Genomic DNA, 14,993 nt, shown 5'->3' on the forward strand with positions numbered 1-14,993 from the left:
ATGAACGACACCGCCCTCCCCGCCGACCTGCGCGACACCCTGCACCGCGGGCTGACGACCCTCGGCCTCGATGCCGACGCGCTGACGCCGCGCCTGCTGGCCTACCTGGCCCTGCTCGACCGCTGGAACAAGACCTACAACCTCACCGCGGTCCGCGACCCGCGCGAGATGGTCACGCGCCACCTGCTCGACTCGCTGGCGATGCATCCGTTCGTGGACGATCTCGCCGCCCGCGGCGGCGCCCTCGCCGATCTCGGCACGGGACCGGGCCTGCCCGGCATTCCGCTGGCCATCGCCAAGCCCGGCCTGCGCGTGACCCTGGTGGAGAGCAACGGCAAGAAGGCGCGCTTCCTGCGCGAAGCCGTGCGCACGCTCAAGCTGGAGAACGCCCGCGTGGCCGAATCGCGCGCCGAGGCGCTCGACGAACCGCAGGCGTACGACGCACTCACCGCGCGTGCGCTGGACGTGCTGGCCGGCATCATCGAGGTCGGCGGCCACCTGCTGAAGCCCGGCGGCGCGTTGCTCGCAATGAAGGGCGTGCGCCCCGACGACGAGATCGCGGCCCTGCCCGCGGGCTGGTCGATGGCCACGATCGAGCCGCTGGCCGTGCCCGGCCTGGTCGGCGAGCGCCACATGGTCGTCGTCCGCCGCGACTGAATCGCGCACCGCGCCGGTGCGCGCGGTGTAACTCCTTGATATGACTGAGCGCACGCCGGCGCTGCGACGCGGGATCGTAGCCTGATGACCGGGCGCGGCCCGTCCGTGCGTTGGGATGATTTCGCACGCCCGCTCCCGACCCCCCATAATCCCCGACTCACCCCGGAATCGATAAGGCGCCCTCGCATGGCCCGCATCATTGCCATTGCCAACCAGAAAGGCGGAGTCGGCAAGACGACCACCGCCGTGAACCTCGCCGCCGCGCTCGCACGCGCGCCGCAGCGGGTGCTGCTGGTCGATCTGGATGCGCAGGGCAACGCGACGATGGGCAGCGGCGTGGACAAGCGCGAGGTCGAGGCCTCGACCTGCGACGTGCTGCTCGGCGACGTGGAGGCGAAGGCGGCGGTGGTCACGACGGCCGAAGGCTTCGACCTGATGCCGGGCAACATCGACCTGACCGCCGCCGAGATCCAGCTGATGGACTCGGACGGCCGCGAGCAGCGCCTGAAGAGCGCCCTGCAACCTCTCCGCGGCGACTACGATTTCATCATCATCGACTGCCCGCCGGCGCTGTCGCTGCTGACGCTCAACGCACTGACGGCCGCCGACTCGGTGCTGGTGCCGATGCAGTGCGAGTACTACGCGCTGGAAGGCCTGTCCGCGCTGATGGAAACGATCGACGCGCTGCGCACGCGCCTCAATCCGGGCCTGGAAATCGAGGGCGTGCTGCGCACGATGTTCGACATCCGCAACAACCTGGCCAACGCCGTCTCCGGCGAGCTGACCACGCATTTCGGCGAAAAGGTGTTCCGCACCATCGTGCCGCGCAACGTGCGCGTGGCCGAGGCGCCCAGCCATGGCCAGAGCATCGTCGGCTACGACCGCGCCTCGCGCGGCGGCGTGGCCTACCTCGGCCTGGCCGGCGAGATCCTGCGTCGCGCCGCCGACCGCAAGAAGCAACAGAAGCACATGGAGCACGCGTGATGAGCGCCCCGAAGAAGCGCGGCCTGGGTCGCGGACTGGAAGCCCTGCTCGGCCCGAAGGCCGCCGAGACGCCCCCGCCGGAAGCCCAGCCGGGCGAAGCGCTGCGCACCCTGCCGGTGGCGCAGCTGCAGCCGGGCAAGTACCAGCCGCGCATGGCGATGGACCCGTCCAAGCTCACCGAGCTGGCCGAGTCGATCAAGGCGCAGGGCGTGATCCAGCCGATCGTCGTGCGCGAGCTGTCGCCCGGCAAGTTCGAGATCGTCGCCGGCGAACGCCGCTGGCGCGCCTCGCAGGAAGCCGGCCTGGCCGAAGTGCCGGTGGTCGTGCGCGAACTGGACGACCGCACCGTCATCGCGATGGCGCTGATCGAGAACATCCAGCGCGAAGACCTCAACCCGCTGGAAGAGGCGCAGTCGCTGCAGCGCCTGATCAACGAGTTCTCGCTGACCCACGCCGAAGCCGCCGAAGCGGTGGGCCGCTCGCGCGCCGCCGTCTCCAACCTGCTGCGCCTGCTGGAACTGCCGCCGGCCATCCGCGCCCTGCTGGAAGCGCGCCGCCTGGAAATGGGCCACGCCCGCGCGCTGCTGACGCTGTCGCCGGACCTGGCCAGCAAGCTGGCGTCGGATGCCGCCGAACAGGGCTGGTCGGTGCGCGAAGTGGAGCACCGTGCGCAACAGTTCGCCGCCGGCAAGGTGCCGGTCAACGGCAAGAAGGCCAAGCCGGCCAAGGCCGCACCGCAGCCCGACATCGCCTCGTTGGAAACCGAGCTCTCCGAGAGCCTGGGCACCCGCGTGACCATCGCCCACGGCCGCGGCGGCAAGGGCAAGCTGGTCATCCAGTACACCGACCTGGACACGCTGGACGGCGTTCTCGAGCGCCTGCGCCCGAAGGCCTGAGGCGCTCAGGCTGTTGTGGGGATGTGGGATGTGGGAGCGACGTAAGTCGCGATAGCGGTGAGGCTGATTCACCGCCAAGCAAGAAGCTCGCGACTTACGTCGCTCCCACAAAGGCGGGCGTAGCCGCCCGGACGGGCACATCGCCCCTGCATTACCATCCGGATTCCGCTTCCACCGGATGTCCGCCTTGAACCTCCGTACCGCCGCCCTCCTGCTCGCCTGCGCGCCGCTGCACGCGCTCGCCTTCGCGCCCTCCGACGCCGACCAGCGCTTCCAGGCGCTCTACGAAAAGGAATGGGCGTGGCGGCAGGAACAGACTGGCCAGGCCGACGAGGACACCGACACCAGCGGCGACAACACCCGCCTGCCCGACGTCGGCGCCGCGGCGCACGAAGCGCGCCTGAAGGTGTGGGAGCAGGTCCTGAAGGACCTGGACGGCATCGATGCCACGCAGCTGTCGGCCGAGAACCGCATCAACTTGGCGATCTATCGCCCGCAGGTGGAGAACCTGGCGGCGGAAGTGCGCCTGCGCGCGTACGAAATGCCCTTCAATTCCGATTCGTCGTTCTGGTCGAACCTGTCCTTCATGGCGCGCCGGCAGATGAAGACGGCGGACGACTACCGTGCGTACGCGGCGCGCCTGCGCGACGTGCCGCGCCACTTCGACCAGCACATCGCCAACATGCGCGCCGGTCTGGCCCGTGGCTTCACCGTGCCGCGCGCCGTGCTGGACGGCCGCGATGTCTCGATCGCCACCGTGGCCGAGCAGCGCGACCCCGAACAGTCCGCGTTCTACGCACCGTACAAGAAGATGCCCGCCAGCATCCCCGCCGCGGAGCAGGACGTGCTGCGCAAGGAAGCGCGCGCCGCGATCAGCGGGCAGGTCGTGCCGGCGTTCGGCACGCTGCTGACGTTCTTCCGTACCGAGTACGTGCCGAAGGCGCGCGCCACGCTGGCGGCGGAGGCGATGCCGGGCGGCAAGGACTTCTACGCACAGCAGATCCGCGAATACACCACGCTGGACCTGAGCGCCGAACAGATCCACGCCATCGGCCTGAAGGAAGTCGCGCGCATCCAGGCCGAGATGCAGGAGGTGATCAAGCAGACCGGCTTCAAGGGCACGTTCGCCGAATTCCTGACCTTCCTGCGCACCGATCCGCAGTTCTACGCGAAGACACCGCAGCAGTTGCTCGACCGCGCGGCATGGATCTCCAAGCGCGTCGACGGCGAGGTCGGCAAGTACATCGGCACGCTGCCGCGCGGTCGCTTCACCATCGTCGAGGTGCCCGCCGACATCGCGCCGTTCTGGACGGCCGGGCGCGGCGGCCTGGGCACCTACTGGCTCAACACCTACAACCTACCTTCGCGGCCGCTGTACAACCTGCCGGCGCTGACCCTGCACGAATCTTCGCCGGGCCATTCGCTGCAGGCCGCGCTGGCGCAGGAACAGGGCGAGCAGCCCGCGTTCCGCCGCGACAACTACATCTCCGCCTACGGCGAGGGCTGGGCGCTGTACACCGAGAAGCTGGGCAAGGAGATGGGCATCTACGAGACGCCCTACGAAGACTTCGGCCGCCTGACCTACGAGATGTGGCGTGCCGCCCGCCTGGTGATCGACACCGGCGTGCACCACAAGGGCTGGAGCCGCGACCAGGCCCTGGCCTACCTGCGCGACCACACCGCCCTGTCCGAGCACGAAGTCACCACCGAGGTGGACCGCTACATCTCCTGGCCCGCCCAGGCGCTGAGCTACAAGCTGGGCGAGATCGCCATCGTCCGCCTGCGGGGCGAGGCCGAGCGGGAGCTGGGCCCGAAGTTCGACATCAAGGCCTTCCACGACGCCGTGCTGAAACAGGGGTCGGTCACCCTGCCGGTGCTGGACAGCCAGATCCGGGCCTTCATCGCCGCGAGCAAGGCCGCGCCCGCCAAGCCCGCGGCCGCCGCGCCTTGATCTCTCAGCCGGACGAGACTACGCCGTAGAGCCGAGCTTGCCCGGCTCCATGGCCCGCCCGACACCCGGAGACGGACTGGAAAGCAGCGGAGCAAGGTCCGCTCTACGTGGCTTTCTTGCTAAGTGCTTGCGAGACAAGGGAAACCTCGGCATAATGCGCGGCTCGCTGCGTCCGGTTCGACCGGATCTGCGGCCGGAAATGCGATTCCGGCTTGTGTCTGCAGCGGTTTTCGACCGTATCGCGTGGTGTCCGTCCTGTCCTGCAGGCCGTCCGCCGGGCCGCCGTCTCCCGGGCTATGGGCGACACAATTACCTATCGAGGTGCGTATGTCCCGCGTATGCCAAGTCACCGGCAAGCGTGTGCAGAGCGGTAACAACGTCTCGCACGCCAACAACAAGACCCGTCGTCGTTTCCTGCCCAACCTGCATGAGCGCCGCTTCTGGGTCGCCAGCGAAAACCGCTGGGTCAAGCTGAAAGTGTCCGCGCACGCGCTGCGCACCATCGACAAGAACGGCATCGATTCCGTTCTGGCCGAGCTGCGTGCCCGCGGCGAAAAGGTCTGAGGAGTAACTACACATGGCATCCAAGCGCGACAAGATCCGTCTGATCTCCTCGGCCAACACCGGCCACTTCTACACGACGGACAAGAACAAGAAGAACACCCCGGGCAAGATGGAAATCAAGAAGTACGACCCGGTCGTGCGCAAGCACGTGATCTACAAGGAAGGCAAGATCAAGTGAGCCTGGGGCGAAAGCCCAGCCAACGCTTCCCGAAGACCCGCCGCAAGGCGGGTTTTCTTTTGCCCGTCCGCCTGCGCAGAATCGGCACATCCCCCTTCCCGACGGAAGCGCCGCATGGAGTGGTCCTTCGGCACGGCCCTGCTGATCATCGACTGGCTGATCCGGCTGGCGGCGCTGTGGTGGATCCCCAGCCGCACGACCCCGGCCGCCGCGCGCAGCTGGCTGCTGCTGGTGGGCTTCGTGCCGTTGCTGGGCCTGCCGCTGTACCTGCTGCTGGGGCATCCCTGGCTCTCGCGCGAACGCATCGCACGTCAGGCACGCGCCTCGGACGTGATCCGCGAGGAGCAGCGCCCGCTCAGCGCCCTGCGCTGGACCCCGCGCGACGGCGCCGCGGCGGAAATGGCCCCGCTGATCGAACGGCAGGGCGCGTTCATGGCCACCCACGGCAATGCGGTCGCGCTGCAGGATGACTACGACGCCTCCCTGCGCGCGTTGCTCGACGACATCCGCGCCGCGCAGCACCAGGTCCACCTGCTGTACTACCTGATGTTCGACGACGCGGTGGGCGACGCCGTGACCACGGCGTTGTGCGAGGCCGCCGCACGCGGGGTGACGTGCCGCGTGCTGCTGGATGCGGTTGGCGCCAAGCGCGGATTGCGGGCCTACCGCGGCCGGCTGCGCGCGGCCGGCGTGGCGGTGCACGACATGCTGCCCGGCGGCCTGCGCTGGCGGCGCAGCGGCCGGATGGACCTGCGCAACCACCGCAAGGTAGCGGTGATCGACAACCGCATCGGCTACGTGGGCTCGCAGAACCTCGCCGACGCGACCTTCGTGCCCGGCCATCCCAACCGCGAGCTGGTGGCGCGCGTGCAGGGCCCGGTGGTGTCGCATCTGGAAGGCGTGTTCGCCAGCGACTGGTACATCGAGACCGGCGAGCGCCTGGACGTGCAGCCGGACCTGTCGGTGCAGGCGCAGGACGTGCCCGCGCAGCTGCTGCCGAGCGGGCCGGCGTATCCGTTCGAGAACGCGCGCGACACCGTTAACGCGCTGATCCACCTCGCCCGCCGCAAGGTGGTGCTGACCACGCCCTATTTCGTCCCCGACGACGCCACGCTCAGCGCGCTGCGCATCGCCGCGCTGTCGGGCGTGGACGTGCAGCTGGTGCTGTCGGCCACCAACAACCAGACCCTGACGGCATGGGCGCAGCAGTCGTACTACGCCGAACTGCTCGCCTGCGGGGTGAAGATCGCGCTGTACCGGCCGCACTTCCTCCATGCCAAGCACCTCACCGTGGACGACGACATCGCCCTGGTCGGTTCGATCAACCTGGACATCCGCTCGTTCGCGTTGAATGCCGAGATCGGCCTGGTTTGCTACGACGCCAATGTCGTCACGCGCATCCGCGCCATCGAAGCCGACTATCTGGCCCACGCCGACGCCGTGCAGGCGGACGCATGGCAGCGCCGCCCGGGTTGGCAGCGCAGCCGTGAAGGTATCGCGCGGTTGGCGGATTCGCTGATGTAGGCGCCCTTCCTGGGGTAACGCGGGCCATTCGTTACAATGCACGCATGAGTGAAGACACCCCGACCGCCCCGCTGCCGCCCTGCGACCTCGCGATCATCGGCGGCGGCGCCGGTGGCGTGCTGGTGGCGATGCAGGCCCTGCGCCAGGCCACGACGCCGCTGCGCATCGTGATGATCGAACCGCGCGACGTGCTCGCGCAGGGCGTGGCGTACGCGACGACGCATGGCGAGCACCTGCTCAACGTGCCCGCGGGCCGCATGAGCGCGTTCGATGATCGCCCCGCGGATTTCCTGGACTACGTCGTGGCCACCACGCCATCCGGCGGCCCCGATCGCGATTCGCTGGCGCACGCCTTCATCGAACGCCGCCGCTACGGCGACTACCTGCGTGTGCGCCTGGACGAGACCATCGCGGCGAGCCAGGCCACCCTGCAGGTGGTGCACGACCGCGTCGAAGAACTCGAACCGCACGCGGATGGCGCCACGCTGCGCTTGGCGACACACGGCACTTTGCACGCCAAGGGCGTCGTGCTGGCGGTGGGCAATACGCCCAAGCCGCTGCCGGCCCGGGGCGCACCGCAGTTACCGGCTGGCCGTTCGTTGGCCGCATGGGATTTCGATGCGATCAAGGCGATCCCGACCGATGCCGACCTGTGCATCGTCGGCTCCGGCCTGAGCATGGTGGACACCGTGCTGAGCCTGGCCGACAACGGCCACGCCGGCGCCATCCACGTGCTGTCGCGGCATGCGCTGCTGCCGCTGCCGCATTGCCATGGTCCGGCCGCCACCTACGATCCGGCACCGTTGCAGGCGATGGGCCTGCGCGCGCGCATGCGCTTCCTGCGCGACGCAGCGAAACAGGCGGTCGCCGACGGCCTGCCTTGGCAGTCGGTGATGGAACGCATCCGCCCGCACGGGCAGGCGCTGTGGCAGTCGCTTTCGGTGGCGGACCAGCGGCGCTTCCTGCGCCACGTGGTGCGCCAGTGGGACGTGCATCGTCACCGCATCGCGCCCGAGGTCTACGCCCAGCTGCAATCGCTGGTCGAGCGCGGCCAGCTGCGCCTGCACCGCGGCCGCCTGGACACGGTGATGGCCGAGGGCCGCCGTCTTCGCGTCAGCACGCATGCCCACGACGGCCGCACCGACGAATTCGACGTCGATTACGTGGTCAACGCCACCGGCGTGGAGATGCGCGCGCAGACCATGCGCAGCCCGCTGCTGCACGATCTGCTGGGCAAAGGGTGCGCACAGGCCGGGCCGCACGGCATCGGCCTGAAGGCCGCGCGCGACGGCCGCATGGTCGACGCACAGGGACAGTCGCAGCCGCGCGTGTTCATCCTCGGCAGCCTGCGCATCGGCTGCGTGTGGGAGAGCATCGCCATCCCCGAACTGCGCGGCCAGGCCGAAACGGCCGTGCGCGGCCTGCTGGCGCCCGACGCCTGAGCGCACGCCACGCAGTACACTCGGCGACGGGTTGAGCGCCGGGGGAGAGGGCGTTGGTTTCCAGCTGGATCCTGCTGTTGGTGTCGATCGGCTACGCCGCGCTGCTGTTCGGCGTGGCGTGGTGGGGCGACCGCCGCCCGATGTACCCCGACCGCCCGTGGCTGCGCCCGGTGGTCTACAGCCTGGCGCTGGCGGTGTACTGCTCGTCGTGGACGTTCTACGGCGCGGTGGGCAGCGCGGTACGCAACGGCCTTGGCTACCTGCCGATCTACCTGGGACCGGTCCTGCTGCTGCTGTTCGGCTGGCGCATCATCGAGCGGCTCGCGCTGATCGCGCGCAGCGAGAACACCGTCTCCATCGCCGACTTCATCTCCTCGCGCTACGGCCGCTCGCGCCGGCTGGCCGCGCTGGTCACGGTGATCGCCCTGATCGGCGTGGTGCCCTATCTGGCCCTGCAGTACAAGGCCGTGGCGATGAGCCTGAGCGTGCTCAGCGGCGAGGGCGGCGACAGCGCGTACGGCTTCTTCACCGATCCGGCGCTGTACGTGGCGCTGCTCATGGCGCTGTTCGCCGCGCTGTTCGGTACCCGCCAGGTGGATGCCACCGAGCACCACCACGGCATGATGCTGGCGATCTCGCTGGAATCAGTGGTCAAGCTGGTGGCGATGATCGCCGTCGGCGTGTTCGCCTACTTCTGGCTGGACGGCAACGCGATCCGGGTGACCGATTCGGCGCGCACGCTGTTCGAGAACGCACCGCCGGTGGGTTTCATCGCCCAGACCCTGCTCGGCTTCCTCGCCATCGTCTGCCTGCCGCGGCAGTTCCACGTCGCCGTGGTGGAGTGCAGCGACGTGGGCGACATCCGCAAGGCGCGCTGGCTGTTCGGCGGCTATCTCGCCCTGTTCTCGCTGATGGTGGTGCCGGTGGCGGCGGCGGGCGTCGCGCTGTTCGGCGGCAGCAGCGTGGCCGACGACAGCTATGTCCTCGCACTGCCGCTGGCGGAGGGGCGCACCGCGCTCGCCATCGTCGCCTACGTGGGCGGCTTCTCCGCGGCGACCGGCATGGTCATCGTGGCGAGCATCGCGCTGGCCACGATGGTCAGCAACGACCTGATCATGCCGGTGCTGCTGCGTCGCGGCTGGGCCGAACACCATGCGGAAGCCGACGTCGCCTCGCGTGTGCTGTGGATCCGGCGCGTGGCGATCCTGCTGCTGGCGCTGACGGCCTACACCTACTACCGCAGCAGCAGCAACGACAGCACGCTGGCCTCGTACGGCCTGATGGCTTTCGCCGCGGTGGCGCAGTTCGCGCCAGGCCTGATCGGCGGGCTCTACTGGCGCGGCGCCAGCCGGCGCGGCGTGGAAGTCGGCATGGTGCTCGGCTTCGGCACCTGGATCTACACGCTGCTGCTGCCGACGATGACGCAGGCCGGCTGGTTCGATCCGCACTGGCTGCACAGCGGTCCGTTCGGCATCGCGTGGCTGCGGCCGCAGCAGCTGTTCGGCCTGAGCGGCTGGGACACGCTGACGCACGGCACGTTCTGGTCGCTGCTCATCAATACCGGCGCAATGATGATCGTCTCGGCGCGCTCGCGCCCCGGCGTCGACGAGCGCCTCCGTGCCGCACCGTTCCTCGACCCGTACGCGCAGCGTCCCGCACTGGTCGCCGGCGAGTGGCCCGGCAGCGTGCGCGTCGGCGACCTGCGTACGCTCGCGGAACGCGTCGTCGGCGAGCGCCATGCACGCCGCGCTTTCGCCGAGCAGGCGCAGGTGCTGGAGCGCGAGTTCCAGCCCCATGCCCCGGCCGACCGCGCCTGGGTGCAGTTCACCGAACGCCTGCTCGCCGCGGCGATCGGCGCGGCGTCGGCGCGCATCGTGCTGACCAGCGTGCTGCGCGGTTCGGGCATGGAACTGGGCGAAGTGGTGGCCGTCCTCGACCAGGCGGGCCAGGAACTGCGCTTCAACCGCGAGATCCTCTCGACCACGCTGGAGAACATCAGCGCCGGCGTCAGCGTGGTGGACCCGGAGATGCGCCTTGTCGCCTGGAACCGGCGCTACCAGCAGATGTTCGGTTATCCCGAGGGCATGCTCTACGTGGGCCGGCCCGTGGCGGACCTGATCCGCTACAACGCCGAGCGCGGCGAACTGGGTGAGGGCGACATCGATACGCAGATCAACAAGCGCATCCGCTACATGCGCGCCGGCTCGCCGCACATCTTCGAACGCGTGCGCGCGGACGGCCAGGTGATCGAGATGCGCGGCCAGCCGTTGCCGGGTGGCGGCTACGTGACCAGCTACAACGACATCACCGACTTCAAACTCGCCGAGTCGCTGCTGCTGGAAACCAACGAGACGCTGGAGCAGCGCGTGGCCGAGCGCAGCCAGGCGGCGGAGCATGCGCAGCAATCGCGCACGCGCTTCCTGGCGGCGATCAGCCACGACGTGTTGCAGCCGCTCAACGCGGCGCGCCTGTTCGTCAGCGCGCTGCGCGACAGCGAACAGGGGGCGGATCCGCAGGCGCAGGAACGGCAACACCTCGCCGAGCGCGTGGATGCCTCGCTGCGGGCCGCCGAAGAACTTCTCGACGGCCTGCTCGACGTTTCGCGGCTGGACGCGGGCGGCCTGCACACGCAGATCACCGATTTCGACGCCGGGGAATTGCTGCGCGAGCTGGCCGCGCAGTACGCGCCAGTGGCCGCCGGGCGCGGCCTGAAGCTGCGCGTGCATGCGCGCGCCATCCCGGTGCGCAGCGATCGCAGGCTGCTGCGCCGCGTGCTGCAGAACTTCCTGGCGAACGCGCTGCGCTACACGCGCGAGGGCCGCATCGTGATCGGCATGCGCGCGCACGGCGAGAAGGTGGCGTTGCAGGTGTGGGATACCGGCCCCGGCATCCCGGACAACCACATGCGGCAGATCTACGACGAGTTCCATCGCTACCAGCAACCGTTCGACTGGGGCGAACGCGGCCTGGGCCTGGGCCTGTCGATCTGCCAGCGCATCTCCCGCCTGCTGCAGCACGAGCTGGATGCCCGCAGCAGGGTGGATCGCGGCAGCATGTTCTCGATCCTGGTGCCGCGCGGCACCCAGGTCAGCGAGCGACGCACCTCCTCGCGCCGCGCCGCGTTGGCGAGCGACTCGCTGGCCGGACTGCGCGTGCTGTGCGTGGACAATGACCGGGAAATCATCGACGGCATGCGTGCCCTGTTGGGGCGCTGGCAAGTGGACGTCATTTCCGCCACCACCGTCGACGAGGCCCTGGAGAAGGTCGGCGAAGGCGCCGCCGTGATGCTGGTGGATTACCACCTGCACGATCGCCTCGACGGCTTGGCCACCCTGGATGCCCTGCGCGCCGCCAGCCCCGGCCCGATCGCGGGCGCGCTACTTACCGCGGACGGCCGCGACGAACTCAAGCGCGAAGCCCGCGAGCGCGGCTACCGCCTGCTGACCAAGCCCGTCAAACCCGCCTCGCTCCGCGCCTTCCTCGCCGCCCACCACGTCCCCACGCAACTACCCGCAGCCGACTGAAGCTTCCCGCCCACGCCACCTGTTACCACCGCAGATTCGCGGCAATAACGGATTGGCACCGCTCTGGCTGCCGGATAACACGGACCCTCCCAAAAAACGCTTTGCGTCCGGCTACCGCGGAGAGCCCCGTCCTGCAAAGGCTTTCGGCGATTGACGTCGGAAATCGCCCCGTATCAGAATCTTGCTACACCCCGCTTTCGGGGTCTAGTAGGCGTTAGGCCGCTGACTAAGACTCCAAGGACTTTTGCGATGAGCGTCATTCGGCCACTTCTAGTGTTCGTACTGCTATATCTCGCGTCGGGAGCTGCGCTCCACCTAGGCCTTCCTAGTCTTATGTCCTGGCATTTCAAGCACTGCTCTGCCCCTTCCTTAGCTTGCTCCATATCCGCAGCTTTTCTTTCATACTGGTGGCTCGCGTTGTTGCCAGTTCTCGCCACTGCTACTCTGCTGATTAATCGGGTCGTAGGTAGGCGGCACGCGGCCTAACAATTCATTCAAGCCGAACCCGCTTCGCGGGTCGGCTTAATTCAGGCGTTAGGCAGCATGAAAGATCGTCGCGACTATGAAAAAGCAATTGAGATCGTGGGTAGCGTAATTCGTGCCTGGGACCCCTACTGTCTTATCGCAGAAGGCGCGCCAATCGATGAGTTTGACGGGCAAATTGCCAAGATCACGGCTAGAGTTCCCGGGTTCCACAGTTCGGAAGATGCGGCGCAGGCAATCTCGGACATCTTCTCCAGGTCGTTTGGCCCGGACACTTTCAGTGCTGCTGATTGCTTGGGGCCAGCGCAGCAGATCTTTACGGAGTTGGGCCGTGCAGAGCTCTTGCCTGCTGCCTAACAATTCATTCAAGCCGACGCCGCTTCGCGGCGCGGCTTAATTCAGGCGTTAGGCCGCTCATGCACCCTTACACAATGCTCAAAGAGTTGCTGCAAGAGCTTGGTGCCCAGCTGACCTCTGAAGATTTGCGGCCAGACGTGTTTGGTAGCTATGTTGCGACCTATGCCAACGGCAGCAATCCCTTCCGACTTGTTTGGGATGGTAAAGATGGTTGGGGCTTCGTGCAGCAGCATCGCGCTGACGGGAATTGGGCAGACGCCACAGACTTCCTAACTGAGGGAGATCTCGAGAGTGTTCCGCAGAACCATACCAAGATTAGTCAGTTCCGACAGGCCGTTGCCGCACTCCTGCGGTGAGCGGCCTAACAATTCATTCAAGCCGAACCCGCTTCGCGGGTCGGCTTAATTCAGGCGTTAGATGCCATGGAAAGCTCTCAGAAGGTCTCGCCAAAGCGCATGGCTGTTCTGTGTAGCTTGGCAGAGCTACCTGATGGTTCATTAAGGGTGGTCCTTGACGACGCACGCAAGGGTCAAGAGCCAGGCGCCTGGGCGCACCAAAGCTTAGTTTCCTTCAAGGACTACTCTCCCCGCGTCCTCGATGACTTAGCTGCACTGCCTGAGGCAGAGCTGGCAAACTTCGGTTATTACGTGCTGGCCCGTCTGTTAGCGAGCAACGGGCATGGCACCTAACAATTCATTCAAGCCGAACCCGCTTCGCGGGTCGGCTTAATTCAGGCGTTAGGCACCCATGAACCTATCGGACTACTTGATAGATCAAGAAGGTTACGACTGGGCCGGCATCCTGGCGGATTGGGCGTGGCTACTCCCCTCCGACCTGACAGTCTGGATGGTCAATCGATTCGGCGATCTGATCTTTGTCCCAGACGACGGTACCGTCCAGTTCCTAGACATTGGTGCCGGCTCCGTCAAGCAAGTAGCCGAGAGCCGCGAAGACTTCTTCACGCAAGTTGACTTGGGTGACAACGCGGACAGTTGGTTGTTGATATCGCTCACCGACAAATGCGTTTCGACAGGACTCGTGCTCGGCCCCGGCCAGTGCTACACATTCAAGATCGCGCCGGTCTTCGACGGCAAGTACTCTATCGACAACATTGAGATCGGTGACTTAGTCGTCAACTACAGCCTGCTCGCGCAGACTCATCAACAGATCAAGGATCTTCCGGATGGCGCTCAGATCAAACTCGTGCTGGGTGCCTAACAATTCATTCAAGCCGAACCCGCTTCGCGGGTCGGCTTAATTCAGGCGTTAGGCGGCACACAAGCAACTAGGAGGCTGTCGTGTCAGAAGCAGGTCCGTACCACAGACGTGGCGAGCCCGGAGGCCCTGGCTGCCCGGTGACCGAACTGCCAGTCTCGACCAAGCTGCCCAGTGGCGAGATCATTTCAATGGCTCTTCTGAGCGCCTCCGAGAATGCCACTGAGATTGAACTGTTGCGCACTATCGCCCACTCCCTACGAATTCAGTGGGGGCAGGATGAGTTCGGCTGGTGGGCAGCAGTCCCCAGTACCTCTCATACTGCCGCCTAACAATTCATTCAAGCCGAACCCGCTTCGCGGGTCGGCTTAACTCAGGCGTTAGGCCTTGATGGAAAAATTCATCGCAGCCGTATTCTTGCTTTCCGCGATTGCGGTCCTGCCCGCGTTCGCGGCGTCTATCTATAGCTCCAACCTTCTTAACCGCTATCTTGAGCTGAGGCATCCAGACATTTGGCGCAGCATCGCGCCAGACTCACTTTCGGAGCCATCCCTTTCTGCGTCGGTTACTAGATTTGTCACCCAGCGGACGTATAGAGAGATTGGCGACGCTCGCCTCGATGCCCTCGGCGACCAATGCTTTCGGCTACTCTGCGTTGCGGCAATGATCTTCCTCGTTCTCGTGGCTTCGGGACTGACGTATGGCGCACTCAAGGCCTAACAATTCATTCAAGCCGAACCCGCTTCGCGGGTCGGCTTAATTCTGGCGTTAGGCCGCTACCGAGCGATTCTGTCATGGAAGAGAATCAATACAGCAGTTCGGCGTTCGCTGTAGCTGTAGTTGCGATGACTATCTCGGCCCTATTTATGGCGGCGGCACCATTCGTGTTTATCGCAATTCTTTACCAGGGCGGCTTCGGCATGGTGCCAGTGCGCTCCGGCAGCGGAGACGTGATTTCCCATGTTAACAACACAGTTGCCGCACTCCTCTTCTCTGGATTTATGTTCCTTTTTAGTGCTCTGGTATTCTTCTTCTCAAAGAAGGCTGCGGCTAAGCTTCTCAAGCAACGTGACGCGGCCTAACAATTCATTCAAGCCGAACCCGCTTCGCGGGTCGGCTTAACTCAGGCGTTAGGCCGCATGTTCAAAGCTATCGGAATTTTGGTCTTCTTGAGCAGTGTCATCGCGCTGCTCGTAACGGGCGGCCTTGTCTCAGCAG

The 14,993-nt window shown here is 66.4% G+C and carries 13 protein-coding genes; all 13 read left to right on the forward strand.

Going from position 1 to position 14,993, the window contains the following annotated elements:
- Positions 1–657 carry a 16S rRNA (guanine(527)-N(7))-methyltransferase RsmG gene (rsmG, locus tag BLT45_RS17885; RefSeq protein ID WP_093304252.1) on the forward strand — a complete coding sequence of 219 codons (657 nt, stop codon included), beginning with the start codon at positions 1–3 and terminating at the stop codon, positions 655–657.
- Between the two features lie 186 nt (positions 658–843).
- Positions 844–1,641 carry a ParA family protein gene (locus BLT45_RS17890; protein WP_093304256.1) on the forward strand — a complete coding sequence of 266 codons (798 nt, stop codon included), beginning with the start codon at positions 844–846 and terminating at the stop codon, positions 1,639–1,641.
- Complete coding sequence (locus tag BLT45_RS17895; protein WP_093304259.1) at positions 1,641–2,537, forward strand: ParB/RepB/Spo0J family partition protein; 897 nt, start codon at positions 1,641–1,643, stop codon at positions 2,535–2,537. The genes BLT45_RS17890 and BLT45_RS17895 overlap by 1 nt, the downstream gene beginning before the upstream one ends.
- Before the next feature lie 187 nt (positions 2,538–2,724).
- Positions 2,725–4,488 (forward strand): DUF885 domain-containing protein, encoded by a 1,764-nt coding sequence (locus BLT45_RS17900; protein ID WP_343123882.1) that lies wholly within the window; start codon positions 2,725–2,727, stop codon positions 4,486–4,488.
- A 327-nt stretch (positions 4,489–4,815) separates the two neighbouring features.
- Complete coding sequence (gene rpmB / locus BLT45_RS17905; RefSeq protein WP_093304266.1) at positions 4,816–5,052, forward strand: 50S ribosomal protein L28; 237 nt, start codon at positions 4,816–4,818, stop codon at positions 5,050–5,052.
- A gap of 13 nt (positions 5,053–5,065) precedes the next feature.
- Positions 5,066–5,230 carry a 50S ribosomal protein L33 gene (rpmG, locus tag BLT45_RS17910; protein ID WP_027070918.1) on the forward strand — a complete coding sequence of 55 codons (165 nt, stop codon included), beginning with the start codon at positions 5,066–5,068 and terminating at the stop codon, positions 5,228–5,230.
- Between the two features lie 114 nt (positions 5,231–5,344).
- Positions 5,345–6,754: a cardiolipin synthase gene (cls, locus tag BLT45_RS17915; RefSeq protein WP_093304270.1), complete on the forward strand. Its 1,410-nt coding sequence runs from the start codon at positions 5,345–5,347 to the stop codon at positions 6,752–6,754.
- A 44-nt stretch (positions 6,755–6,798) separates the two neighbouring features.
- Positions 6,799–8,196, forward strand: coding sequence for an FAD/NAD(P)-binding protein (locus BLT45_RS17920; protein WP_093304276.1), 1,398 nt, complete (start codon positions 6,799–6,801; stop codon positions 8,194–8,196).
- A gap of 53 nt (positions 8,197–8,249) precedes the next feature.
- Positions 8,250–11,720: a hybrid sensor histidine kinase/response regulator gene (locus BLT45_RS17925; RefSeq protein ID WP_093304280.1), complete on the forward strand. Its 3,471-nt coding sequence runs from the start codon at positions 8,250–8,252 to the stop codon at positions 11,718–11,720.
- A gap of 543 nt (positions 11,721–12,263) precedes the next feature.
- A complete protein-coding gene (locus BLT45_RS17930) occupies positions 12,264–12,560 on the forward strand; it encodes a hypothetical protein (protein ID WP_093304285.1) in 297 nt (98 codons plus the stop codon).
- A gap of 59 nt (positions 12,561–12,619) precedes the next feature.
- A complete protein-coding gene (locus BLT45_RS18220) occupies positions 12,620–12,916 on the forward strand; it encodes a hypothetical protein (RefSeq protein WP_139188055.1) in 297 nt (98 codons plus the stop codon).
- A gap of 391 nt (positions 12,917–13,307) precedes the next feature.
- Positions 13,308–13,778, forward strand: a complete 471-nt coding sequence (locus BLT45_RS17940) for a T6SS immunity protein Tdi1 domain-containing protein (RefSeq protein ID WP_093304296.1) — start codon at positions 13,308–13,310, stop codon at positions 13,776–13,778.
- 791 nt (positions 13,779–14,569) lie between these two features.
- A complete protein-coding gene (locus tag BLT45_RS17950; RefSeq protein WP_093304302.1) occupies positions 14,570–14,857 on the forward strand; it encodes a hypothetical protein in 288 nt (95 codons plus the stop codon).
- Positions 14,858–14,993 lie beyond the last annotated feature (136 nt).

This window comes from Pseudoxanthomonas sp. CF385 (assembly GCF_900104255.1).
Lineage (GTDB): Bacteria > Pseudomonadota > Gammaproteobacteria > Xanthomonadales > Xanthomonadaceae > Pseudoxanthomonas_A.

Coding starts and splice junctions, on each gene's coding strand:
- rpmB (WP_093304266.1), top strand. CDS start 4,816: ATGTCCCGCGTATGCCAAGTCACCGGCAAGCGTGTGCAGAGCGGTAAC.
- BLT45_RS17950 (WP_093304302.1), top strand. CDS start 14,570: ATGGAAGAGAATCAATACAGCAGTTCGGCGTTCGCTGTAGCTGTAGTT.
- BLT45_RS18220 (WP_139188055.1), top strand. CDS start 12,620: ATGCACCCTTACACAATGCTCAAAGAGTTGCTGCAAGAGCTTGGTGCC.
- BLT45_RS17890 (WP_093304256.1), top strand. CDS start 844: ATGGCCCGCATCATTGCCATTGCCAACCAGAAAGGCGGAGTCGGCAAG.
- BLT45_RS17930 (WP_093304285.1), top strand. CDS start 12,264: ATGAAAGATCGTCGCGACTATGAAAAAGCAATTGAGATCGTGGGTAGC.
- cls (WP_093304270.1), top strand. CDS start 5,345: ATGGAGTGGTCCTTCGGCACGGCCCTGCTGATCATCGACTGGCTGATC.
- rpmG (WP_027070918.1), top strand. CDS start 5,066: ATGGCATCCAAGCGCGACAAGATCCGTCTGATCTCCTCGGCCAACACC.
- rsmG (WP_093304252.1), top strand. CDS start 1: ATGAACGACACCGCCCTCCCCGCCGACCTGCGCGACACCCTGCACCGC.
- BLT45_RS17940 (WP_093304296.1), top strand. CDS start 13,308: ATGAACCTATCGGACTACTTGATAGATCAAGAAGGTTACGACTGGGCC.
- BLT45_RS17895 (WP_093304259.1), top strand. CDS start 1,641: ATGAGCGCCCCGAAGAAGCGCGGCCTGGGTCGCGGACTGGAAGCCCTG.
- BLT45_RS17920 (WP_093304276.1), top strand. CDS start 6,799: ATGAGTGAAGACACCCCGACCGCCCCGCTGCCGCCCTGCGACCTCGCG.